We start from the raw sequence: 25,107 nt of genomic DNA, 5'->3' as shown, positions 1-25,107 counted from the left end.
GCGACCATGACCGGCAGACACTCGGGATTGACCCTTCTGCTCATCGCCATCGTCGGCTTTCTCACCATCTGCCCGGTGATCATGCTGATCTTCGGCAGTCTCTCGGAAGGGTTGACCGCCTCCGGCAAGTTCACACTGGCCAAATACATCACCGCCTATACCGATCCGGCACTCCTGGAAGTCATCTGGAATACGGTGATATTCGTCGGCGGGGCAGCGACGACCGCCACCGCCCTGGCCCTCTTTCTCGCCTACCTCAACATCCGTACCGACATCCCCTTCAAGTTCATCTTCGGCATCATCTCGATTATCCCGATGATGATTCCCCATCTCCTGTTCTCGGTCAGCTGGGTACTGCTGCTCAATCCTTCCAACGGCATACTGAACCTCATCCTGCAACAGGCCTTTTCTCTTCATCATGCCCCGTTCAATATCTACTCCCTGCCCGGCATGGTCCTCGTCGAAGGGTTGCTCGATCTGCCGATCGCCTACCTGATCATCGCCCCGGCCATGGCCTCCTTCGACGCCTCGCTGGAGGAATCGTCCCGGGTCTGCGGCGCCTCGACCGCCAAGACGATTTTCCGCATCACCCTGCCGGTGTTGCGACCGGCGATTCTCGCCGCCTTCATCCTCTGCGTCATTCGCGGCCTGGCCTCCTTTGCCGTACCTTCGGTCATCGGCATGCCGGGGCGGATCTACGTCCTGGCCACCCATCTCTACCAGATGGTTTCCACCGGCTTCGCCGCCGATTACGGCAAGGCCGCCGCAGTGGGGATGAGCGTCCTGCTCGCCTCGATCATCCTCATCTACCTCTACCGTTACCTCACCTCGGCCAGCGACAGGTTCGTGACGATTGCCGGCCGCGGCTACAAGCCGACGATCATCAAGCTGCAACGCTCAAAGATTCCGCTCTTTCTCATCCTCGGATTTCTGTCGTTCATCCTGATCATCCTGCCGGTCGTGGTCCTCTTTTACACCTCCCTGGTACCGTATTCGATGGTGCCCAGCATGAGGGCCCTGTCGATGATGGGGCTGAAGCACTGGATCGAGGTGCTCAACGATCCGATCTCGCTGCTGTCCCTCAAGAACAGCCTGTTTCTCGGGGTCGTCGGCGCCACTCTCGGCATCGTGCTGTCGATCTTCGTGGCCTACGTCATCGTCAAGGTACGGAGCCGGAGCGCCGGGATCCTGGAATCCCTCAGTTTTCTCTCCTTCTCCTTTCCCGGCATCGTCATCGGCGTCGGATTCATGTGGTTCTTCGTCCGCACCCCGCTCTATGCCACGGTCTGGGCCCTGCTAATCGGATATATCGCCACCTATCTGCCCTATGGGATCCGCCCTTTGTCCAGCGCCTTTGTCCAGATACACGACCATCTCGAGGAATCGTCGCTGGTCGCCGGCGCTTCGTACCTGACGACGCTCCGGCGGATCGTCATTCCGCTGCTGGTACCGGGAATCGTTTCCGGCTGGGTCCTGATGGCGACCATGTTCGTCCGGGAACTGTCCCTGTCCGTGGTCCTGTCCCGACCGGGAACCGAGGTCCTGGCGGTGCAGATCCTGCGTTTCTCCGAGGACGGACTGTGGGGCAAACTGTCGGCCCTGGGAATCATGATGATCGGGGTTTCGACCCTGCTGGTGCTCCTGGTCACCCTCATCGGCCGCTGGTTTCGTCCGGTCGACCGCTGACCGTTGCCTCTGCCTCCTCGGCCCTCGACTGCAGCCTGCTGTTCATGCCGATCGCAACGAGTCGCACTGACGACATGGATCCAGATCGTGTATACTTGCCTACGGTGATCGACACTCCTCCGGACAACCGGCAATCAACGTCGCGCAGTCATCCTTTGATTTTTGTCCATGCCCATGAATGAATCCCTGGATATCTGGAAGCTCCTCGCCGGCCTCTCCCTCTTCCTGTACGGGATGTACATGCTGGAGGACGCCATCAGAACCATGTCCGGCAAGGCCTTCCGCCAGATGATCAGGTACTGTACCGCCGGCCGCCTCCGTGCCATCGGCAGCGGCGCCCTCATCACCGCGATCCTCCAGTCCAGTTCGGCGGTCTCCCTGATGATCCTGGCCTTTGTCGGGGCAGGGGTGATGACGATGCAGAATGGAATTGGAGTGATGATGGGCGCCAATATCGGCACCACCCTGACCTCCTGGATTGTCGCCGTTTTCGGCTTCAAGCTCAATATCGAGGTATTCGCCCTGCCTCTGGTCGCGCTCGGGGGACTGGTGTTCATCGCCTTCGGCCCGTCATCGAAACTGTTTCAGGCCAGCCGGTTGTTGATAGGTTTCGGGTTTCTCTTCCTTGGCCTCGAATTCATGAAGACCGGAGTGGAGAACTTCGCCCGCCATATCGACCTCAATGCCATCATCCATTACGGACTGTGGGTCTTTCTGCTCATCGGCATCCTCATCACGGCCCTGATGCAGTCGAGTTCGGCGAGTATCGCCATCATCCTGACCGGGCTCAACGGCGGTCTGCTGACCCTCGAGCATTCAATGGCCATGGTTATCGGCGCCAATATCGGCACCACCGTCACCGTTCTCCTCGGGTCCATCGGAGGAATCCCATCGAAGAAAAGGGTCAGCACCAGTCACCTGATCTTCAATCTCGGTACCGGGATCCTGGCTTTTCCCCTTGTGCGTCCCCTGTCGCAACTGCTTCCCACCCTCTTCGATATCCCGACCGATGCCGTCATGGTCCTGGCCTTCTTTCATACCCTGTTCAACGTCACCGGCGTCGTGGTCTTTTTCCCCTTCATCGGAATCCTCTCCCGACTTCTGGTTCGCGCTTTTCCGGACCGCAAGGAGATGGTGGCCGTCTACATCAACAATACCCCGACCGAAATCACGGACGCGGCCACCGCTTCCCTGCGCAAGGAGATCCTCCATCTGTTTGAAGAGTCGCAGTTGTACAGCCTCAGGACCTTTAAAATTGACGACAAGCTGATCTTCGACCACCCCCTGCCCCTGGAACAGAGTCCACGGCGTACCACATTGCCCGGCCTCTACGACAACATAAAACTTCTACATGGCGAGATTGTTGAATTTTATGCGAAAATGCTGCGATCGCAACTGGAAGAATCCGAGGTCAAGGAACTGGAACGGATGGCGTACGCCTCCCGCAATATCATGAACTCCATCAAAAACATCAAGGGGATCAAAAACGATCTCGATGACTTCGAAAGCTCGGACAATGAGCACCTCAACCGCCAGTACAAGCTGTTTCGTCGTCGCCTGGTCGAGCTGTACTACGACACCAATCACCTGCTGGAAAGCGACAATCCCCGGGACCAGCACCGCGATCTCCTGCGAACGATCTTCCACCTCGAACAGAAGGACAAACAGGCGCTCGAGGAAGTTATGAAAAGGGCCGCCAACGGCGAGATCAACGAACTGGAAATCGCCTCCCTGCTCATGGCCAACCGTCTGTTCAACCAGTCCTCCCGGCTCCAGGTCTTTGCCCTGAAGAATCTCCTCCTCACCGAAGAGGAAATCCATGAATTCGACAAGGCCATGGACATGAAGGAAATCCTCGACGAGGAACAGCAACGGCCGGCGCGGTCGGTCGCTGCCTGATCGCGGCTGCCATCGCAATCTCCAGCAAAACAGCCGGAATCTCCGCTTTCAGCCACGGGATGCGGCCCACCGATCGGCCATTCCTGCATTGCCGATATCAAGGATTCCTGGTAAAGAACGACAGCACCTTCACTGGAAAATCCACCTCTGCTTCGGCCCTGCAATGACAGCACAACTTCATACCATCATCATCGGCGGCGGGCTCTCCGGCCTGACAATCGCCCATAAACTGAAGAGCCATGCCCCCGACCACCGTTTCCTGCTCCTCGAAAAATCGGATCGAACCGGCGGGGCGATACGGACGCACCGGGAGCAGGGATACGTTACCGAGATCGGCCCGCATGGATTTCTCGACAATTGTCCCGAGAGCCGGGCATTGCTGAGCGAGACCGGACTTGACCGGGAGTGTGTCAAGGCCCCGCTCAAGCAGTTTGTGCGCTATGTCTACCTCCACGGCAAACTCTGCTGCATCCCGCAGAGTCCGGGCAAAATACTGATGGCCCCACTGGTTCCCTGGACGGCCAAACTGCGCGTGCTTGCCGATCTCTGGCTCCGTCCGCTCGACGGGGAACCGACGGTCGCCAAATGGGTCGACCATCGTTTCGGCCCGGCCCTCCTGCCCTTCGCCGACGCCGTTTTCACCGGCACCTATGCCGGCGATTTCAACGAACTGACGATCGACAGCGTCATGCCCGGCATCCGCCGGCTCGAGAAGGAACGCGGCTCGGTCATCCGCGGCATGCTGTGGAAGATGCTGAAGGCCAGGCGCTCGGGCACCGCGAAAAAATTGACCATGCCGGCAATGACCAGTTTTCCTGACGGCATGGCCCGCTTGGCACAACGACTGACCGAATCGCTGCAGCCGGGCACCGATCTGCTGCTTCAGTGCGGGGTCACGGCGATCTCCCGTACCGAATCCGGCTGGCGGGTGGAGTCGGAGCAAGGAGTCCATACCGCCACCAACCTGGTTCTGGCCCTGCCGGTCAATGCCTCCCTCGCCCTGCTGGCCGACATCGACCCCACCGTGCCCGCCACCGCCGTCCCGGAGGCATGGATTGCCACCGTGGTCTTCGGTTTCGGCCCAGGGGCCGTCCTGCCGCCGGGGTTTGGTTACCTGACCCCGGAACAGGAAGGGCGATTCACCCTCGGAACCCTCTTCTCGTCCAACATGTTCCCCGGCCGAGCCCCGGCCGGTCATATCGTCTGCGAGACCCTCGTCGGCGGCCGGCGTCATCCGGAACGGCTGGAACTCGACGACGCGACCATCACCAGGCTCGCCCTCGACGACGTCCGCGAGGTTCTCAATCTGCCCGGCAATCCAGTCTACAGCACGGTGCTCCGGCCAAAGGCGGGCATCCCCCAACTGGAGAAGGGCTACAGCCGGCTTCTGGCCTGGCGCAACCAGCTGATGCTGGACCAGCGGGGACTGGCGGTCTGCGGTTTCGGCTGGGAGGGCATCGGCATCAACGACATGATCAAGAGTGCCACCAGTGTTGCCGAACGGATCCTCAGACCTTCCACCGCCGCCCCCGAAGGGGCGGAGATCAAGGGCGTCTATTTTTAAACCGGCGCCGGAAGAAGCCTCGTAACAAAAAAGGGGAAGATCGCAGGCGCGGTCTTCCCCTTTCATCCTTTCTTGCGCCTTATCGCATCAGAGTTGCTTGACCTTGTCGGACAAAAGGTTGAGCTGGGCGTTGACGGAGGTATCGCGGTTGGTCAGGTTGGTGACGACCTTGATCGCATGGAGAACGGTGGAATGGTCCCGGTTGAAGTTCCTGCCGATATCGGCCAGAGACTCGTCGGTATATTTACGGCTCAGGTACATTGCCACCTGGCGGGGAAAGGTTACGACCTTCTTCCGTGATCGGGATTGCATATCCTTGACGCTGACCTTGAACTGGCTGCCGACCAGATCGCCGATCATCGCCGAAGTCAGGACCTGCTGATGTCCGACGACGCTGGAGACGACCTCCCTTACCAGGTCCAGGTCAATATCCCCTTTGCGCAAAGAGGCCTTGGCCCGCAGGGCGATCAGCGCCGACTCGACCTTGCGGATATCGCCCCTGATATGCTGGGCCAGGTAATCGACATACCTCTCCTCCAGGACGAGCTGGTGCTGAACGGCCTTGCGGCTGACGATGCGCAGCCGGGTATCGATATCCGGCGGCTTGATGCTCGTCACCAGACCGGCCGACATCCGTGAGCGGAACTCGTCGTCGATTCCCACCAGATCCCGCGGGGCGCTGTTGGCGGTCAGTATCACCCGCCTGCCGGACTTGACCAGGGTGTCGAGCAACTCGTTCAATTCCTCCTGGGTCTTCTTCTTGCCGGTCAGCGAATGGACATCCTCAACCAGCAGGATGTCGCAGTTGTCGTGGTATTTGCGCTTGAACTGGTCCATCGTATTGGACTGGATGCCGCGAACCATTTCCGAGGCGAATTGCTGGGCGGTGACATAGTGCAGCCGGGTCATCGGCGAATCGGCGATGATCTTGTGGGCCACGGCGTGGGTCAGATGGCTCTTGCCAAGACCCGTGCCGCTGTTGATGTAGAGGCAGGGACCGACCAGGTCCTCGCTCACCGATATCGACCGGCAGGCGGAGTGGGCGAGGATGTTGCAATCTCCGACCATGAACTCATCGAAGGTATAGCGGGGATGCAGGGCGCGGAGCCGGGTAGTGTTTTCCGGTACGCTGGGAAGACGCATCTGGCCTTTGGCGAGTTTTACCGGTAGCGGCTTCGCCTCCTTTTCACAGAGCACCACCTTCCGGGCCGATGCCCCGCACTCCTTGATCTTTTCTTCAATCAAGCCCAGGTAATGCTGAGAAATGTACGCATTAAAATACCTGTCCGGGCTGGCGAGGAACAGGGCGTCAGCCTGAACCTGGACACACTCCAGCGGTTCTATCCACAGCGCATAGACATTTTCCGTCAATGCGTCCTTCAATCTCTCTTTCGTCTTCTCCCAGATCATCCCTAATCCTTCCCGTAACAGGTTTTACAAGCGATCCAGATCCATTTCAGCCAATTCAGCAGAAATGAACGATACTGTACGCTTTATATCCCAATGCCCGGAACCACCCGTCAGCCAAAAAACGGAAGGAGGACCTCCCGTGATTTTCGCCTCGCATTGGATGGCGGATGATTAACTCCATTTCCCATTTCCAGTCAAAGACGATATCGAGAAATTTGTTATTAGTGCAACATCTTATTGTTAACAGCTGCAAGACCAGAACCAGCCTGAGTCTCCGCCCCCCCCCTCTCGAAATCCTTATTCTCAGAGGCCTTGCGGCGATAGCCTTTTTCCACCGTCAAATAGACAGCTTAGTCTGATTCCCCACAACTTATCAACAGTTTTACAAAATGGTTCAACTCAATATTTCTCAAAATTAAGGGACTAAATTGCTTTTTACTCAATATATCTTTACATCCACCGCGAGATGTACGTATTTCCGCACCTTCTAGAAGGTAATTCATCCTTAACCTCAACCATATTTTTTCTGAACAGAACCGGAACATACTACACTGTGGAGACAACCATGGCCAGGGTCAGGACATAGACCTCTTCCGCCCCGGCCAGACGAAGCGCCCGACTGCATTCCGACACCGTTGTGCCGGTGGTGAAGACATCATCGACGACACAGACCGTCTTTCCCTTCACCAACGTCAAATCCTTCACCGCAAAGGCGGAGCGGAGATTTCTCCTCCGGGCGGCGCCGCTCAGTACTGTCTGGGGGGGAGTATCCCGTATGCGATGAAGGAGATCGAAACGAATGTCGCTATCGCGTCCGGGGTAGAACAGGCGGGCGAGGTGAGCGGCCTGATTCAGCCCCCGCGCTTTCAGACGTTTTCGATAGAGAGGGACGGGGACGATAATGTCAGGGTCACAAACCCCGGCGATAGCGGCCTGCTCGATGATATGCCTGAGACCAGGCAGCACCGCCGTGTCGCCATGGTATTTCAAACGATGCAGCAGCAGGCTCGCCGTCTGGTCATAGCGGATGCAGGATCGGGCAACGCTGAACGGCGGCGGGTGAACAAGACAGTCCTGGCAGCGATGACTGCGCCCCGGTTCCCCTGCCGCCATCATTTTGCCGCAGCAGGCGCAAAGAGGAGGCCGGATATAGTTTATCCCCTGCCTGCAGTCCCGACACAGGTGTTCAGGATTTTCCCATCCGGGGTAGGCGCCGCAGAGCAGACAACGAGGGGGAAACACCAGATCGAGAAAGATTGTCGCCCAGGATTTCGGCGGCGGCATGGAGTTCAACGCTGCCGATCCCGCGAGACGCGACGACTCAACGCCTCCCCGAAGGATTGTGTTTTCATGTTATATTTCAAAATATTAATGAAACGCCCGACCTCAAAGAACTCTTCAACCGGCCGCCATCATCGCCGGAGACCATTTTCTCTCTTATCCAGATGCTCTCTTTGCATTTCCTGCCAAACATGGCATAATGGTCACGATTTTTACCCTTGGATTTCATGCACAGTGCAATACCTGTCTTATCAGACTATTTACCCACAGACCGTTGATACACCCACGTCCAACGATGCGTATACACTCCACCGTATCCTCAAGGGCATCTCAAACAGAAAGGAACTCCGCCATGGATCACACCGGAAAAACGCCGTCTCCCCTCCGTCATCTCCACATGTTCCGTCTTCTGCAGCTTTTGGTTTTCGCCCTGGCAACGGTCATTTTTACCGGTCCCGCGATCTCGGCCGACCAGAACACCGCCTTTCTGCCGTTGAAAATCAACAGCCAGCAGGAGGTGGACAAGTTGACGGCACAGGCCGACACCTTCATGGAGGAGGCCCTGGTCAGCAACGGGCAGACCATGCTGTCCCGTACCAGGGTGGAATCGATGGCCGACTACACCAAGGTCTGGCCGCCGGCAGTGCCGCAGATGCAGAAAATCGCGGAAACCACCGGTTTCGACAACGTCGCGGCAGGCAGTCTCACCTATGTCGGTAAACAGATAAGCATCGACATCAAGGTCTTCGACCTGCTGTCCCCGAACGCTCCGCGCTATTATTTCAAGGATGGACTGACCGTTGAAACCCTGCGTGACGGCATCGCCGCCGTCATCGGCGACATCCTGCTCTACTCCGGCAAGGACCTTCGGATCGCCACCATCACCCCGCAGGGCAACAAACGGATCGATTCAGGCGCGATCCTGCGCAAGATCAAGAGCAAGGTCGGCGATATTTACAGTCCGTCGACATTGCGGGAGGATCTCAAGTCGATCTACTCGATGGGCTATTTCAACGATGTCCAGATCGACGTCAGCGACAGCGAGAAAGGGAAGCAGATCGTCTTCAAGCTGGTGGAGAAACCGGTCATCGCCTCACTGGTGTACGAGGGCATCGACGAACTCAAGGAAGAAGACGTCAAGAGTGCGGCCAACATCAAGGAGCACTTCATTCTCAATCCTGCCAGGATCAACACCGCCGTCGAGGCCATCCGGGAGTTGTACAAATCCAAAGGCTATTACAACACCCAGGTCAAGGCCGAAACGACCTTCCCCAGCGATGAAGGCGCCGTCGTCCGGATCATCATCGACGAGGGAGAGAAGATCTATATCAAGAAGATCGATTTCGAAGGCAACACGACCTTTGACGACGGTGATCTCGCCGATGAGATCGAGACCAGCGAGAAAGGCTTCTTCAGCTGGCTGACCGCATCAGGGACGCTGAAAATGGATGAGGTCAAACAGGATGTCGGCCGCATCGTCGCCTTCTACAACAACCACGGATTTCTCGAGGCGAGGATTTCCGAGCCCACGATCCGGCAGGAGGAGGAATGGCTCTACCTGACCTTCATGGTCGAGGAGGGTCCGCGGTTCAAGGTCGGGACCATCGATATTGCCGGCGATCTGATCACCGACAAGGACGAATTGCTCAACCTCCTCGCCATCCGCAAGGAAGAATTTCTGAGCCGGCAGGTCATGCGGGACGATATCCTCAAGATCACCGATTATTACGCCGAGAGAGGGTATGCCTTCGCCACAGTCAGACCGGATATCAGGAAATCGGCATCGGGCGGCAGGCTGGATGTCGAGTTCAAGATCGAAAAAGGCGATCTGGTCTACATCGACCGGATCTCCATCAAGGGCAACACCCGGACCCGCGACAATGTCATTCGCCGCGAACTGAAGGTTTCCGAGGGCGGCATCTTCGATTCCAAGGCCCTGCGGCAGAGCACCCAGGCCCTGCAGCGTCTTGAATATTTCGAGGAGGTCAATATCACCCCGGAACCTTCTCTCGATCCGACCAGGATGAACATCGTCATCGCCGTCAAGGAAAAAAGCACCGGCAACTTCAGTATCGGCGCGGGTTACAGTTCCGTTGACAACCTGATATTCATGGGCGAGATCTCCGAAAACAACTTCCTCGGTCGGGGTGACCGGCTTTCGCTTGCCGCCAATATCGGCGGCTCCAGTTCACGCTACAATCTCGGTTATACCAACCCCCATCTCAACGACTCCGATCTGTCCTGGGGCGCCGACCTGTTCGATACCGAACGCGAATACGACGATTACACCAAGGATTCACAGGGGGGCGATATCCGCATCGGCTATCCTGTATGGGAAAAATGGCGCATGGTCGGCATGTACAGCTACACCGATACCGACCTGACCGATGTTTCCGACTATGCCTCCTATGTCATCAGAAATTCAGTCGACCTGCATGTCACCAGTGCCGTCAAGGTGTCGCTCGTCCGCGATTCCCGCGACCGGATTCTCAGCGCCTCGAAGGGTTCCTACAACCTGCTCAGCGCCGAGTATGCAGGAGGACCGTTTGCCGGCGACGCCGAGTTCACGAAACTGGAGGGTTCGACCAGCTGGTATTTTCCGATGTTCTGGAAGACGGTATTCCACTTCAAAGGCTCCGCCGGCCAGGTGTTTGAAAATGAGACCGACAAACTGCCGGTTTACGAGCGCTTTTATCTCGGCGGCATCAATACCGTACGAGGGTTCGATTACGGTGATCTCAGTCCGCTCGATCCCGTTACCGGTGAGCGTATCGGCGGTGATAAAATGTGGTACACCAACTGGGAAATTCTCTTCCCCCTTGCCGAAAACCAGGGGGTTCAGGGGCTGGTTTTCTTTGATGCCGGCCAGGTCTTCGATGACGACGAGGACTGGTCGCTCGATTCCTACCGGGAGTCCGTCGGCCTTGGCCTCAACTGGCTGTCGCCGATGGGACCGTTGAAGATTGTCTGGGGTTACAACCTCGATCCGCTTGACGACGAGGATGATTCCGTCTGGGATTTCAGCGTCGGCGGTACCTTTTAGACCTCTTTTCTGTCCGTCTTCCTTTCCTGCCGGTTGCTCCTCTGGGTGCAACCGGCACTTTTTTTTACCAATGCGCAATCAACTTCAGCAACTCTTTCAATCTGCATCGACCGTGAAGTGCACCGGCCTGCGCGGTTCCAGTCCCGCCCTGCTCGGGGCCCTGCTCGCCGAGCAGGGCCCCTGCTGCTGCATCGTTCCGGACGAGCAGATGGTGGCCCCATTCGAACAGGACCTGCGGCTTTTTGCTGCCGGCAAGGTCCTCAGTTATCCGGCCCACGAGATTCCGCCCTACACCCCGCTGGCACCGGACCAGCAGACGACCGCCCTTCGTCTCTCAACCCTGTACCAGTTGACGGACAGCAACTCCCCGCCCCTCGTCGTCACCTCGATCGAGGCCCTGATGCGGCGCGTCATGCCCAAGGGTCTGCTTACCCGGATTCCGGAGCTGATCCTTGCCGGCGAGGACATCGATATCGAGCGACTGATCTCCAGTCTGGTCATGATGGGGTACGAACAGGTCGCCCTGGTCCAGAGCGTCGGCGACTTTTCGCTCCGCGGCGGCATCCTCGACATCTATCCCCCTCCGTTCCCCCTGGACGATTCCCGCCTTTACGATGGACCGGTCCGCCTCGATTTCTTCGGCGACACCGTTGAATCGCTGCGGGCCTTCGATCCACTGTCGCAACGGTCGACCATGGAGATCGCCGAGGCTATCCTGCTTCCGGTATCCGACATCCTGCTCAACCCGACCGACAAAACGGCGGCGATCCGGCTCAAGAGGAGCTTTCAGGACTACAGCGGCAGCGCCGGCTGGGAGCAAGAACCTGCCGCGGCCCTGATCGAGCAGGCTGTGAGCGGCCGGCGCTTTGCCGGCATGCAGTTCTATCTCCCGCTCTTCTATCCGGCCGAACCATCCGGCAGCTCCGCGGTTCTCGATTTTTTCCCTCGGGAAACTACACTGCTGCTGGTCTCGCCGGAGGCGATCAACCAGAACATGGATCTGGTCGAGGAACGCATTGTCAGCAATTTTGCCGCCGCCCAGGCCGCCGGCCGACCGGCCTTGCATCCCGACCGACTGTTTCTCGACGCCGCGGCAACCAGAGAGCGGATGGCCGGTTTCCATCAGGCCCTGTGCAGCGATTTCAACGTCAACGCGACCGCCACGATTTCCCTGACAACCCAGAGCCATCTGCCGCTCAAACAGGATATCCATCTCCAGCGTCGCGACCGCGGCATCCTGACTCCGCTCTCGGAACAGATCAATAGCTGGCAGCGAGAAGGCGACCGTATCATCCTCTGCTGCCGGTCAAGCCGGCACATGAAAAACCTGCGGGATCTTCTGGCCCGGCATCATCATCTTACCGCCGAGGCCGCACCACCACTCGATCTCGACCAGTTTGCGGGCACCGAAGCCGAAAGGACCGTCTTCCTCTGCAATCATCCCCTGACCCAGGGGTTCTCTCTTACTGACCTGAAGATCCATCTCCTTTCCGAAAGCGAACTGTTCGGCGAGATGCGTCTCGGCAAAAGGCGTAAAGGCAACCAGGAAGGGGCGCCACTGCGTTTCGCCGAACTGAATGACGGCGACATCATAGTCCATCGCGACCATGGACTCGGGGTCTACCAGGGACTGGTGACAATGCGGTTCAATGACGTCACCAACGACTTCGTCCAGATTGAATACCGCGACGGTGACCGGCTCTATGTTCCGGTGGACAGGCTCAACCTGATCTCCCGCTACGAGGGACTGTCCGATCAGACCCCGAAAATCGACAAACTCGGCACCCAGACCTGGAAGACGACCACCGCCAAGGTCAAGGAGGAGGTGTGGAAGGTGGCCCAGGAACTGCTGGAGATTTACGCGACCAGGGAACTCCGCGAAGGCCGGCAGTTTTCACCCCCGGCTGAACTGTTCCACGAATTGGAGGAGTCCTTCCCCTTCGACGAGACCCCGGGGCAGGACAAGGCGATCACCGAAGTCATCGACGATCTGATCTCCGACAAACCGATGGACCGGCTCGTCTGCGGCGACGTCGGTTACGGCAAGACCGAGGTGGCGGTGCGGGCCGCCTTCAAGGTCGTCGAGGACGGGATGCAGGTGGCGATCCTGGTGCCGACGACCGTGCTCGCCGAACAGCATGCCAAGACCTTCCGGGAGAGGCTGCAGGGCTTTCCGGTGCGGGTGGAATGCATCAATCGCTTCCGGACGACGAGCGAGCAGAAGAAACTCGTCAAGGCGCTGGCCGAGGGCGGCATCGACATCCTGATCGGCACCCACCGCCTGTTGTCGAAGGACATCGTCTTCAAGAGTCTCGGGCTGCTGATCGTCGACGAAGAGCACCGGTTCGGCGTCGCCCACAAGGAAAAGGTCAAGAAGCTGCGGGCCGCGGTCGATGTCCTCACCCTCACCGCCACCCCGATTCCCCGCACCCTGCAGATGTCCCTGCTCGGCATCCGCGATCTGTCGGTGATCTCCAGCCCGCCCGAGCACCGCCGTCCGGTCAAGACCTTCGTCGCCCAGTATGACGATCTGGTGATCAAGGAGGCGGTGACCCGGGAAATCCGGCGCAACGGCCAGGTCTTTTTCGTCCACAACCGGGTCCGTTCGATCCACCAGGTCGCGACCAACATCAAAAAACTGGTCCCCACCGCCCGGATCGCCGTGGCCCATGGGCAGATGGCGGGTAAGGAACTGGAAGACATCATGGTCGCCTTCGTCAACCATGACATCGATGTCCTGATCTGCACGACGATCATCGAATCGGGGCTCGACATCCCGTCCGCCAACACGATCATCATCAACCGCGCCGATCAGCTCGGACTGGCCGAGATCTACCAGCTGCGGGGCCGAGTCGGCCGCTCGAGCCTGCAATCCTATGCCTTCCTGCTGGTGCCTTCCCTCGACAGTCTGACCAAGGACTCGCGGGATCGACTCCAGGCCCTGATGGACTGTGACGAACTCGGGGGCGGCTTCCGGCTGGCGATGAGCGACCTCCAGATCAGGGGCGGCGGCAACCTGCTCGGGGTTTCGCAGAGCGGTCATATCGCCGCCATCGGCTACGACCTCTATCTCGACCTGCTGCAGAAGACCGTCGCCGATCTCAAGGCCAGTGCCGGTCAGGACCTCCAGGCCCGGGCCGTCGACGATATCGACCCGGAAATCAACCTCCATATATCGGCCTTCATCCCCCAGCAGTATATGCCCGACATCAGCCAGCGCTATATGACCTACCGCCGGATCGCCGCCCTGACCTCGGCCCCTGCGGCCAGTCATGATGAACTGCAGGAAGAGCTGATCGATCGCTACGGGCCCCTGCCGCAGGAACTCCGCAATCTCTTCCGGATCGTCAGCCTGAAGGCCGATCTCGCGGCCTTGCGGATCAACAAACTCGAACGGGGAAACGACAGCCTCGTTTACTCCTTCATGGCCGACACGCCGCTGCAACCGGAACGGCTGCTGAGTTACCTGCAGCGACAGCCGAAAAAGCGCCGAGTCCAGGCCAAGCTGACCCCCGACGGCCGTCTCGTCGTCACCGGCCAGCCGGTCGCCGGCGATGATCTGTTCGAAACGATCGGCTCGACCGTCATCGAACTGCGGAGAATGAGCGATGACCCCGACTGAACCGTCACAGATCAGACCGGCCTTCACCTGGGACGCCATCGACTGCGTCCTGCTGGACATGGACGGGACCCTGCTGGACAAATATTTCGATGATTATTTCTGGGAACACTATGTTCCGGAGGTCTACGCCCGGCTCAACGATCTCAGCCCGGACGAGGCCCGGCGCAGACTGCTCTCCCGCTACCGCCAGGTCGAAGCCACCCTGCAGTGGACCGATCTCGACTACTGGTCGGAACAGCTCGGGCTCGATATCCCCGAACTCAAGTGCCGGATCAACCACCTGATCCAGATCCATCCCCATGTCATCGATTTTCTTTCCTTTCTCGATAAAAAGGGAAAACAGATCCACCTCGTCACCAACGCCCATTCGAAAACGCTGGCCATCAAGCTGCGCAAGACCCGGATCGGATCCTATTTTTCCGGCATCATCTGCTCGGAGGTGGTGGGGAAGGCGAAGGAACAGCCGGTGTTCTGGGAAAAGCTGGAGGAGATCATCGGTTTCGATAAACGGCGGACACTGCTGGCCGACGATACCGTCCCGGTCCTGGCCTCGGCCAGGGAGTACGGCATCGCCTATCTGATCCATATCGCCAGGCCCAGTTCGCGCCAACCGGTCAGTTACTCCGCCGAATTTCCATCGATCGCCTATTTCGACGAACTCATCTTCTAAGCTCCCCGATATTTTCCGAATCGGCAGATGCCGACCGCCACGGCGCAAATCGGCCCCGGGACCATTGGAAATCACAGGCCGTCAGATGATGAGGACCATCCCGGCAACCCAGCTCGCCGCCTCGTGACCCTGGACAGCCGGCCGGGTCTTGTCCGGTTCGGTGAAACCGGCGTTCTCCAGCGTCCTGGCTACATTGACGCCAAAACCGGACATCGAAGGCCGGGCGGCCTCCGGGTTGCGGCAGGGGCCGTTTTGGGAGAGGACCTGACATTCGGGGTGATCGAAACAGAACAGGTCTTTGCAGGAACCGCCGGCGAAGGCCCTTGATCCGGTATAGCCGCGGGCGATGGCCGATCGTTCGATGCCCGCCACGATCTCATGCAGCAATCGCATGACTTCGCGCCGTTCCTCGGAGAACAGCACCGCCGAGGGGACTTCGATCCGCACCACCAGGGCCGCCCTGCTCCTGGCCTGCAATGCCGCGAACGCCGCCGGACCGGCGACATGGGGCGGACAGCTGAGCGATTGACCGTAGTTCGGGCAGCCCGGTTCCCGACAGTACGCGGCCATCTGCTTCTCGACGACGATGTCTCCGGGGGCCAGCCTCCTGACCTCGGTGGCCCCGGCAAGACTGGCTTCATTGATCAACAGGTCGATATCCTGATCAAACTTCGACAACTCCGGACTCATTCCGTTCTCTCTCGCTGTTCATGTTTCGAAGATCAACATTCCCATCCGTCCCGGTCTCATCGTTCACAGGAGGAGATCGGGATTCTTCGACACGTTGTCGAGATACCATTGCATCGGGTCGAAGAGTTCAAAACCGGCATCGAGGAGCCGTTTCTTCACCCGGGCAACGTTATTGGTGAGGAGATAGGGGAAAATGGCCTTCTTGTCGACATCCCAGGTCCGGGAGACCAGCACGCTGCCCAGCCGGATCTTTTCTTCGGTAACGATATCGACAATCTTCTTCAATTGGCCGCGCTCCGACCGGGCCAGGATGCAGAGCAGCGTTCCCGGCTCACCGATGCCCATCACGTTGGCCAGAGAGGAGAGGAGATCCCGCGTCGACAGGATGCCTTTGAGATAGCCGTTCTCGTCGATCACCGGGAAGGCCCCGACCCGCTTCTGACGCATCATCAGAAGGGTATCCTGGATGGTGTAATAGACCGAGATCGTCAACGGATTCGCGGTCATGATCTCCTCGGCCCGGTGTGTTATCACCCGCTCCAGGGCCCGTTCATACGCCTCCCTGCCAAGCAGCGATGAAGGGAGCGCCGCACGCATGTCGCGGTCGGAAATGATGCCGACGAGCAGCCCCTCCCCGTCGACCACCGGCAGATGCCGGATATTGTGCTGTACCATCAAGTCCCTGACCTCGGAGAGTAGCGTGTCGGGTCGCACCGTTATCAGCTTTTTCGCCATCCTTTCACTTACAAACATAGCCCCTCCTGCAACATTTTTTTATACACCGTTGGCCCTGGTGGCCGCACTCATCGGACTCCGGTCATCATCCGGATATGGTTTTCGACAAGCAACGCCAGAACCGGATAGTTGTATCCCCCCTCAAGAACAGAAATCACCCGACCGCCGGCAAACTTGTTCGCCAGGTTGAGAATGACCTCGGTAATAAAATCGTAGCCCTCGGTCGACAGGTTGGTCCCTGACATCAGATCAGTGACATGGGCATCAAACCCGGCTGACAGCAGGATGACTTCCGGCGCGAATTTCTTGAAGGCCGGCACCAGATCCTGCATGATCATCTTCTTGTATTCGTCATCCCCCCGGCCGGGCAGGATCGGCGAGTTCAGGGTATAGCCGAGCCCTTCGCCGATACCGGTCTCGAACTCGCGCCCGGTTCCCGGATAGGCGAAAGAGGGATGCTCGTGGATCGAGTAGTAGTAGACCGTGGGATCCTGCTCGAAGATATGCTGGGTGCCATTGCCGTGATGGACGTCGAAATCGATGATACCGATCCGCTTCATCCCCCATTTGCGCTGGAGGTATCTGGCGCCGATGGCGACATTGTTGAAGTAACAGAACCCCATGGCCCGATCCACCTCGGCATGATGGCCGGGAGGGCGGACGGCGCAGAAGGCGTTATCGATATTGCCCTTCATCACCTCGTCGATCGCATTGAGGACCCCGCCCACGGCAAGGAAGGCGATGTCATAGGTATCGCGGCAGATCGAGTTGTCCTGGTGATCGATGTCCGGCATCCCCATGATGCATGCCTCCTCGAGACGCATCATATAGCGGATGTTGTGCACCATTTCGATCCAGCGCTGATCTGCACGCCTGACCTCGATCGGGACAAGCTTCTGCAGCAACCCCGAAGCGGCAAGATTCTCGACGATCACCCGGAGCCGGCCGGGAGATTCGGGGTGGGAGGGGAAGGTCACATGCTGAAGAAACCTGTCATCGTATACGAAACCTGTCTTTTTCATATCACCCGCCATTGGCGCTCATCACCATCGTGATTTTGTTCTTCCTTACCGGTATCGTCCCGTCATCTTTGTCCCAGATTGACCACGATCCGCCCCTTCTGACCGCCCTGGAGGATCCTGGCGATCTCACCTTCCAGTCCGGCAAGTGAGACTTCACGCCCCATGCTGCCGAGTTTTGCCGGTTTCCAATCGTGCGCCAGTCGCTGCCAGATCATCGCCCGCTCTTCCATCGGCAGGTTCTGGGAATCGATGCCGACCAGAGTCACCCCCCGGAGGATGAAGGGGAAAACCGTGAGCTGGAGGTCGGGCGAGGCGACGTTGCCGCAGCAGGTGACGATCCCCTTATGGGCGGTGGATCTGATCGCCGTGGCGAGGATGTTGCCGCCGACGGTATCGATCACCCCGGCCCAGCGGGTCTTCAGCAGGGGCCGATCACCGGCGTCGTCGACTTCGGCCCTGGCGACAACGCTTTTCGCTCCCAACCCGAGCAGGTAGGCGGTGTCCTTGCCGCTGGCGGCGCAGACCTCGTAGCCGAGCCGGGCCAGGATGGAGACCGCCATGCTGCCGACGCCGCCACTGGCGCCGGTCACCAGGATCTCGCCCTGCTCCGGTCCGATCCCGGCGCGCAGGGCGGTGATCGACATCGCCGCCGTCAGACCGGCGGTGCCCAGGACCATGCTCTCCCGCAACTCCAGGCCGGCCGGCAGCGACACGACCCAGTCGGCCGGCACCCGGATGTACTGGCCGAACCCGCCGGCGGTATTCATCCCGAGGTCGTAGCTGGTGACCAGCACCTGGTCGCCGGGACGGAACCTGTCGTTCCGGCTGTCCTCGACGATCCCGGCAGCGTCGATCCCCGGGGTGTGGGGATATTTTCGTGTCACCCCCTTATTGCCGCTGGCGGAGAGCGCATCCTTGTAATTGAGTGACGACCACAGCACGCGGATCAGGACTTCGCCGGCCGGCAGATCATCCACCGTCCTCTCCCGGATTGTCCTGGTATAGCTCCCATCCGCCTGCTCCTCCACGACCATCGCCAGAAACATCGTTGCCATCGTACCAGCTCCCCTTCAGATTGCGATCCTCTCACCTTGTTCCCGGATCATCTGCATCACTCGGCCATCGAACCCGTGCAGTCCCCGCCCTGCCCCGAAGCCGATTCGGGCCAGGAGGCAATGATCCGGTAGGCCGGATCGATCTTGATCGCCCGGTGGAATGGATCGTGATACAGGGTGAACCAACTCCCCCTCGCCAGGTATTTGGTCAGATACTGTTTTTTCCGCGCGATCGCCTCCAGCGGAAAATTATCGTAGGCCATGACCCACAGGGGGTTGACATGGGCATGGGTGGGACAGAGATCGCCGAGATGCAGGGCCGTCCCACCCCCTGAGGTCATCTCGACCATCTGGTGGCCGCGGGTATGGCCGCCGCTGTGACGAACGATGACGCCGGGACAGATCTCCTCGTCACCTTCGACGAGCTGCAGCCGTCCCTGGCGGCGAAGGAGGACGAAATTCTCCTCCAGATAGGTGGCCTTGGCGCGATCACCGGGGTGGCTCAGGTCCTGCCACTCGGCCTTTTGCACGACGTGCGTCGCCTTTGGAAATGTGAGTTCGCGATCGCCGGCGGTGGTGATCATCTCGATGCCGCCGGCATGATCGAAGTCGCCGTGGGTCAGGACAACGTAATCGACGTCCTCGCGACTGATCCCAAGCTGTCCGAGCTGTGCCGGGATATCCCAGCAAGAGGACACCTGGTAGATCCGTTGCTGTTTTTCCGAGAGCTTGTTGCCAAGACCGGTGTCGATGACGATGACGGCATCCGGCGTTCTGACCAGCAAGGGGTCGTTGCGCATCAGGATGCAATTGCCGGCATCGACCGGATAGCGCTTCTGCCAGAGGACCTTCGGCACCACCCCGAACAAGGTGCCGCCATCCAGTTTGAAATCGCCGCCGGACAGCCAGCGGATCTCGATGTCACCAACCTTGAGAGGGTCCATGTGTTCCATCCGGCCTTCCTTGATTTTTGACGCGAAACCGAGCCGACACCCGGGTTTGTCTGCGGCGTCCCGCCGACTTTTCATCTTCTGTACAGTATTCTACTGGAAAATGCTCAAAAGGGAACAGCACTTCGATTTTTACTCTTGACAAAACCCATGCGAATAAGGTCGAGTAACATCGTTCTTTCACTATTATCAAGTGAAGAAAGAATAATGAAGCTTCCCATAAAGGAAATATATCATTGGATTCGCAATACATATCGGCACATTGCCCTATTTTTTCATCTCGCCTCGACTCAACAGGCGACACGAAAATCGATCTAACCATGCACAGGATGGTCAGGTCATGATTATCCAGATAACTATTTTCGTCAAGACAGTAACAATGTTAAAGCAACGATGGCCCGGTTCCACCCCTGTCAGCAACCCTCTATTTTCGTCCTGTTGAAAAAGGAAGCCAGAGACATGAGCATCGACAAACGCCAATTCCTGCAGAACAAAAAAGAAAAGATCGCCCTTGGCGGCGGCCAGGCCAGAATCGAGAAGCAGCAGGCCCAGGGCAAGATGACCGCCCGCGAACGGCTGCTGGCCCTCTTCGACCCGGGCACCTTCGTCGAACTCGACGCCTTCGTCAAGAACCGCTGCACCAGATTCGGCATGGACAAGCTCGACTTCGAAGGCGAATCGGTCGTTACCGGCTACGGCCGGATCGACGGCCGGCTGGTCTACGCTTTCTCCCAGGACTTCACGATCACCGGCGGTGCGCTCGGCGAAATGCACGCCCGCAAGGTGGTCAAGGCAATGGATGCGGCGGTCAAGGTCGGGGCCCCGATCGTCGGCCTCAACGACTCGGGCGGCGCCCGTATCCAGGAGGCGGTCGACGCCCTCTCCGGCTACGGCGACATATTCTATCGCAACGCCATCTATTCCGGCGTCATTCCCCAGATCTCGGCCGTAATGGGGCCGTGTGCCGGCGGCGCGGTGTACTCGCCGGCCTTGACCGACTTCATCTTCATGGTCAACAAGACTGCACAGATGTTCATCACCGGGCCGCAGGTCATCAAGGCGGTCACCGGCGAAAACGTCTCCGCCGAGGAGCTCGGCGGCGCCATGACCCATAACAGCATCAGCGGCAATGTCCATTTCATCGCCGACAGCGATGCAGACTGTCTCAACGACATCCGCCGCCTGGTCGGCTATCTTCCCTCCAACAATATGGAGACCGCCCCTCCGGTGGAGACGACGTCGGACGTCGACCGCCAGGTCGATGAACTCGACTATATCATCCCGGACAGCCCCAACAAAGCCTACGATATGCACGAGGTCATCGGCCACATCGCCGATGCCGGATCAGTCTTCGAATATCAGCACTATTTTGCCAGGAACCTGATTACCTGTCTGGCCAGAATCAACGGCCGGTCGGTCGGCATCATCGCCAACCAGCCCCAGGTCATGGCCGGCTGTCTCGACATGAATGCCGGCGACAAGGCTTCGCGGTTCATCCGAACCTGCGATGCCTTCAACATCCCGTTGCTCACGATCGTCGATGTCCCCGGCTTCCTCCCGGGGACGACCCAGGAGTACGGCGGCATCATCCGCCACGGAGCCAAGATCCTCTATGCCTACAGCGAGGCGACCGTCGCCAAGGTCACACTGATCACCAGAAAGGCGTACGGCGGCGCCTACGTGGCGATGTGCTCCAAATCTCTCGGCGCCGACATGGTCTTCGCCTGGCCGACGGCCGAGGTCGCGGTCATGGGTTCGGACGGCGCCGTCAACATCATCTTCAAGAACGATATTGAAAAGGCCGAGGACAAGGAGGCGATGCGCCGGCAGATCCTCGAGGAGTACGCCGCCGAATTCGCTACCCCCTACAAGGCGGCGGAACGGGGGTTTGTCGACGATGTCATCGAACCGCACACCACCCGGCAGCGGATTATCGACGCCTTCCTGATGCTGGCCGGCAAGCGGGAGAAACGACCGGCCAAAAAGCACGGCAACATACCATTATAGGCCGGGGAGAACGCAACAATGGGAATATCCGAACTGTTAGCCCAACTTGCCGATCCTGCAACCATCAAGACCCTCTCCTTTGCCGACAGGATGCTGGCAGGCCTCGTCGTCACCTTTCTCGGGATGGGTATAACCTTTATCGCCCTGGTGATCCTCCAGATCGTCATCACCCTGCTGGCCAGATTCACCGCCCAACCCAGCCGCCAACCGGCACCCACTTCGCAACCGGCTCCCGCTTCGCAACCGGCTCCCGCTCCGCAACCGGCGCCGGCGGTCCGGCCGGTCGTCGATACCCCAGTGGCCACCACCGACGATGACGAGATCCCGGCCGTCATCTCGGCGGTGCTCGCCATGTATCCGACTCGTGCGACCGGAGATATCGTCATCCGCAATATCCGCAAGATAGATTCAACCCCGGCATGGGGCAAGGCAGGGATTGTAGACCAGATGAACAGCAGATTCTAACCATGGGAAAAACAACTATGAAGAAATTCAGAGTACGCGTCAATGGCAAGGAGTATGAAGTCGAGGTAGAGGAGATGGGAGGATCGTCCTCCACTGGATATGCCGTAGCCCCGGCGCCACGCCCCGCCTCTGCCGCCCAACCGGTGCCGGCGGCCAGCCCCCGCCCGGCGGCACCCGCCCCGGCTGCCAGCGGGCCGGGGACGATCCCCGCCCCGATGCCGGGAACCATCCTCGAGGTCAAGGTCCAGGCCGGCGACCAGATCGCCAAGGGGCAGCTGCTGATGATCCTCGAGGCGATGAAAATGGAAAACGAGATCCTGGCCCCGCACGACGGCACCATCGCCGAGGTCCGTGCCGTCAAGGGCGCCTCGGTGAACGCCGGCGATCCCCTGGTCGTCTTCGCCTAACCAAAGGAGAACAACATGCTCGCGGCACTGGCGGAATTCATCCACAGCATGGGGATATTCAACCTCACTCTCGGTCATATCCTGATGATCGGCATCGCCTGTCTGCTGATCTATCTGGCGATCGTCAAGGGCTTCGAGCCCCTGCTGCTCATTCCCATCGCCTTCGGCGTCCTGCTCACCAACCTGCCCCTGGCCGACATGATGGCCGAACCGATCATCGAGATCAAGGATAAGGTCATCCATACCGTCCAGCCCGGCGGCTTGATGTACTACCTGTTCCAGGGCGATCACCTGGGGATCTTCCCGCCCCTGATCTTTCTCGGAGTCGGGGCGATGACCGATTTCGGGCCGCTGATCGCCAACCCCAAATCCCTGCTCCTCGGCGCCGCCGCCCAATTCGGCATCTTCATCACCTTCCTCGCCGCGATCGGCTCAGGCCTGTTCACCGCCCAGGAGGCCGCCTCCATCGGCATCATCGGCGGGGCCGACGGGCCGACCGCGATATTCCTCTCCTCCCGGCTGGCCCCGCATCTGCTCGGCTCGATAGCCATCGCCGCCTATTCCTATATGGCGATGGTGCCGATCATCCAGCCGCCGATCATGCGCCTGTTGACCACAAAGGAAGAACGGGCGATCAAGATGACACAGCTGCGCGAGGTCAGCAAGAAGGAGAGGATCCTCTTTCCGATCCTCGTCACCATCGTCGTCGCCCTGATCGTTCCGCCGGCCACCACCTTGATCGGCATGCTGATGATCGGCAACCTCTTCCGCGAATGCGGCGTCGCCGGTCGCCTCGAGGATACTGCGAAAAACGCCCTGATCAACACCATCACGATCTTTCTCGGATTGTCGGTCGGCGCAACCGCCACCGCCGAGAATTTCCTTCGGGTCGAAACCCTTGCCATCCTCTTCCTGGGGGTGACCGCTTTTGCCATCGGCACCGCCGCCGGCGTGTTGCTTGCCAAACTGATGAACAAGGTCATGGGCGGGGGCATCAATCCGCTCATCGGCTCGGCCGGAGTCTCGGCGGTGCCGATGGCGGCCCGGGTATCCCAGGTGGTGGGACAGAAAGAGAATCCGTCCAACTTTCTTCTCATGCACGCAATGGGACCCAATGTCGCCGGCGTCATCGGCTCCGCCGTCGCCGCTGGAATACTGTTATCCCTGTTCAAGTAGAGAAGCCGGAGGCATACACTGCCGATCCGGCCGACAGCACCTGTCGCCACCTGCAGGCATGAAAGCCGGAGCCGTTTGCTCTTGACAATTCTCCAAGAGTAGCATACAAGTGCAATAGTAACATTGTTACTTTTCAGACCGTTTTCGGCAAGCCCCTGACTACAGGGACGCCACGACACCCAAGAAGAGAAAAGAAATTTTATATTTTAATAATTATATCAATATGATTTTTAGTTTCGCAACTAAATTTACAATCACCGGGCAATTGTCTGCATCCATGCGTGGCGATCTCCTTCTTCAGCAGAGAGTGACTGTGCAGTAACAATGTTAAACGAATTGAATCCCGATATCCAGAAACGCCTTGAATCAGCGGTTCTCGAGGTCTTTTCCAACTCCGACTTCCACAAGGCGAGTATCCGGGATATCGCCGGTCGCGCCGGTGTCAGCTTCACTACGATCTACAAACATTACGGCAGCAAGGAGCGTCTGGTCTTCGCCTTCGTCGACGTCTGGATGGGAAAGCTGACCGATCGCATCGTCGATCATCTCCAGGGCATCGAGGATCTGAAGGAGAAACTGCGCAAGGTCTTCTGGCTGCAGCTCGACTACTACGAGCGGCACCAGGGGCTGGGCAAGATCGTCTTCATGACCCTGCCGATGAAAACATGGATGGCCGACGAGACCTTCAACCAGCGACGGATGATGAACCTGCTGATCGGCGTCCTGCGCCAGGGCCAGAAGGAGGGCGTGCTGAACCCCGACGTCCGGGCCGGCACCCTGCTTGACTTCCTGATGGGATTCGTTCAGCGCAGTTTCTTCATGTGGATTCTGCGCGGCCAGCAGGGAAGCCTGTCCGAACAGGCCAACGCCATGTTCGAGATGGTATGGCGCGGCATGGCCAATCCCCACTCCTCTGTCAATCACTTCAGAAAACCCGAGTAGCTGAGCTTCGAACCTGCATGGCCGCAAGGCCTTGGACTCTTACCCTTTCCGATGGAGACGCAAATGAAGATTCTGAAAATCGATCATCTCGGTATCGCAGTCAACAACATGAATGAGGGCAAATCATTCTGGTCCGAGGTCCTCGGTCTCTCCTTCGAAGGCGCCGAAACCGTGGCCGAGCAGAAGGTGACGACCGCCTTTTTCCCGGTCGGAGAAAGCGAGGTCGAACTGCTCGAATCCACTTCTCCCGATGGGCCGGTGGCGAAATTCATCGAGAAGAAGGGCGCCGGATTCCAGCATGTCGCCTTCCGGGTCGAAAACATCGAAGAGGCACTGGCCGAACTGAAGGCCAAGGGAGTCCAGCTTATCGACCAGGTTCCGCGCAAAGGCGCCGGCGGCGCCAAGATAGCCTTCCTCCATCCCAAGGCGACCGGTGGGGTGCTGGTAGAATTGTGTGAACGATCCTGATCCGCTGCATCAACC

General features: G+C 58.9%; 19 protein-coding genes. 12 read left to right on the top strand and 7 right to left on the bottom strand.

Features of this window, described 5'->3' with window-relative positions:
- Positions 1–6: 6 nt before the first annotated feature.
- The 3 genes from HNQ81_RS02800 (at position 7) to hemG (ending at position 5,149) form a co-directional block, all read left to right on the top strand.
- Positions 7–1,686, top strand: coding sequence for an ABC transporter permease (locus HNQ81_RS02800; protein ID WP_183348100.1), 1,680 nt, complete (start codon positions 7–9; stop codon positions 1,684–1,686).
- Between the two features lie 174 nt (positions 1,687–1,860).
- Positions 1,861–3,585, top strand: coding sequence for a Na/Pi cotransporter family protein (locus HNQ81_RS02795; RefSeq protein ID WP_183348098.1), 1,725 nt, complete (start codon positions 1,861–1,863; stop codon positions 3,583–3,585).
- A gap of 163 nt (positions 3,586–3,748) precedes the next feature.
- Positions 3,749–5,149 (top strand): protoporphyrinogen oxidase, encoded by a 1,401-nt coding sequence (gene hemG, locus HNQ81_RS02790; protein WP_183348096.1) that lies wholly within the window; start codon positions 3,749–3,751, stop codon positions 5,147–5,149.
- A gap of 87 nt (positions 5,150–5,236) precedes the next feature.
- Here hemG and dnaA read toward each other — a convergent pair whose 3' ends face one another.
- Together dnaA and HNQ81_RS02780 are read right to left on the bottom strand one after the other, a co-directional pair.
- Positions 5,237–6,559, bottom strand: a complete 1,323-nt coding sequence (dnaA, locus tag HNQ81_RS02785; RefSeq protein WP_183348094.1) for a chromosomal replication initiator protein DnaA — start codon at positions 6,557–6,559, stop codon at positions 5,237–5,239.
- A 546-nt stretch (positions 6,560–7,105) separates the two neighbouring features.
- Positions 7,106–7,843, bottom strand: coding sequence for a ComF family protein (locus tag HNQ81_RS02780; protein WP_240191633.1), 738 nt, complete (start codon positions 7,841–7,843; stop codon positions 7,106–7,108).
- 349 nt (positions 7,844–8,192) lie between these two features.
- On the opposite strand from HNQ81_RS02780, the gene bamA reads away from it, so the two are divergent.
- The 3 genes from bamA (at position 8,193) to HNQ81_RS02765 (ending at position 15,175) form a co-directional block, all read left to right on the top strand.
- Positions 8,193–10,883, top strand: a complete 2,691-nt coding sequence (gene bamA, locus HNQ81_RS02775) for an outer membrane protein assembly factor BamA (protein ID WP_183348090.1) — start codon at positions 8,193–8,195, stop codon at positions 10,881–10,883.
- Between the two features lie 70 nt (positions 10,884–10,953).
- A complete protein-coding gene (gene mfd / locus HNQ81_RS02770) occupies positions 10,954–14,505 on the top strand; it encodes a transcription-repair coupling factor (protein WP_183348088.1) in 3,552 nt (1,183 codons plus the stop codon).
- Positions 14,492–15,175 carry an HAD family hydrolase gene (locus HNQ81_RS02765; RefSeq protein ID WP_183348085.1) on the top strand — a complete coding sequence of 228 codons (684 nt, stop codon included), beginning with the start codon at positions 14,492–14,494 and terminating at the stop codon, positions 15,173–15,175. The genes mfd and HNQ81_RS02765 overlap by 14 nt, the downstream gene beginning before the upstream one ends.
- A gap of 81 nt (positions 15,176–15,256) precedes the next feature.
- On the opposite strand, the gene HNQ81_RS02760 is transcribed toward HNQ81_RS02765, so the two are convergent.
- The 5 genes from HNQ81_RS02760 to HNQ81_RS02740 form a co-directional block, all read right to left on the bottom strand.
- Complete coding sequence (locus HNQ81_RS02760) at positions 15,257–15,865, bottom strand: DUF2284 domain-containing protein (protein WP_183348083.1); 609 nt, start codon at positions 15,863–15,865, stop codon at positions 15,257–15,259.
- 63 nt (positions 15,866–15,928) lie between these two features.
- Complete coding sequence (locus HNQ81_RS02755) at positions 15,929–16,618, bottom strand: CBS domain-containing protein (RefSeq protein ID WP_183348082.1); 690 nt, start codon at positions 16,616–16,618, stop codon at positions 15,929–15,931.
- Between the two features lie 50 nt (positions 16,619–16,668).
- Positions 16,669–17,622, bottom strand: coding sequence for a histone deacetylase family protein (locus HNQ81_RS02750; protein ID WP_183348081.1), 954 nt, complete (start codon positions 17,620–17,622; stop codon positions 16,669–16,671).
- Positions 17,623–17,684: 62 nt separating this feature from the next.
- Positions 17,685–18,677, bottom strand: coding sequence for a YhdH/YhfP family quinone oxidoreductase (locus tag HNQ81_RS02745; protein WP_183348080.1), 993 nt, complete (start codon positions 18,675–18,677; stop codon positions 17,685–17,687).
- A gap of 56 nt (positions 18,678–18,733) precedes the next feature.
- Complete coding sequence (locus HNQ81_RS02740; protein WP_183348079.1) at positions 18,734–19,630, bottom strand: MBL fold metallo-hydrolase; 897 nt, start codon at positions 19,628–19,630, stop codon at positions 18,734–18,736.
- 456 nt (positions 19,631–20,086) lie between these two features.
- On the opposite strand from HNQ81_RS02740, the gene HNQ81_RS02735 reads away from it, so the two are divergent.
- From HNQ81_RS02735 to mce, 6 genes are all read left to right on the top strand, one after another.
- Entirely contained in the window at positions 20,087–21,634 is a 1,548-nt protein-coding gene (locus HNQ81_RS02735) for an acyl-CoA carboxylase subunit beta (protein WP_183348078.1), read from the top strand.
- An 18-nt stretch (positions 21,635–21,652) separates the two neighbouring features.
- Complete coding sequence (locus tag HNQ81_RS02730) at positions 21,653–22,099, top strand: OadG family protein (protein ID WP_183348077.1); 447 nt, start codon at positions 21,653–21,655, stop codon at positions 22,097–22,099.
- Between the two features lie 17 nt (positions 22,100–22,116).
- Positions 22,117–22,506, top strand: coding sequence for a biotin/lipoyl-containing protein (locus HNQ81_RS02725; RefSeq protein ID WP_183348636.1), 390 nt, complete (start codon positions 22,117–22,119; stop codon positions 22,504–22,506).
- Positions 22,507–22,521: 15 nt separating this feature from the next.
- Positions 22,522–23,682: a sodium ion-translocating decarboxylase subunit beta gene (locus HNQ81_RS02720; protein ID WP_183348076.1), complete on the top strand. Its 1,161-nt coding sequence runs from the start codon at positions 22,522–22,524 to the stop codon at positions 23,680–23,682.
- Between the two features lie 324 nt (positions 23,683–24,006).
- Positions 24,007–24,624, top strand: coding sequence for a TetR/AcrR family transcriptional regulator (locus HNQ81_RS02715; RefSeq protein WP_183348075.1), 618 nt, complete (start codon positions 24,007–24,009; stop codon positions 24,622–24,624).
- A 63-nt stretch (positions 24,625–24,687) separates the two neighbouring features.
- Positions 24,688–25,092, top strand: a complete 405-nt coding sequence (gene mce / locus HNQ81_RS02710; protein WP_183348073.1) for a methylmalonyl-CoA epimerase — start codon at positions 24,688–24,690, stop codon at positions 25,090–25,092.
- Positions 25,093–25,107: the final 15 nt, after the last annotated feature.

It is taken from the genome of Desulfoprunum benzoelyticum (assembly GCF_014201505.1).
In the GTDB taxonomy this organism is placed as follows: domain Bacteria; phylum Desulfobacterota; class Desulfobulbia; order Desulfobulbales; family Desulfocapsaceae; genus Desulfoprunum; species Desulfoprunum benzoelyticum.
This window is presented reverse-complemented; position numbering and strand designations above follow the sequence as displayed.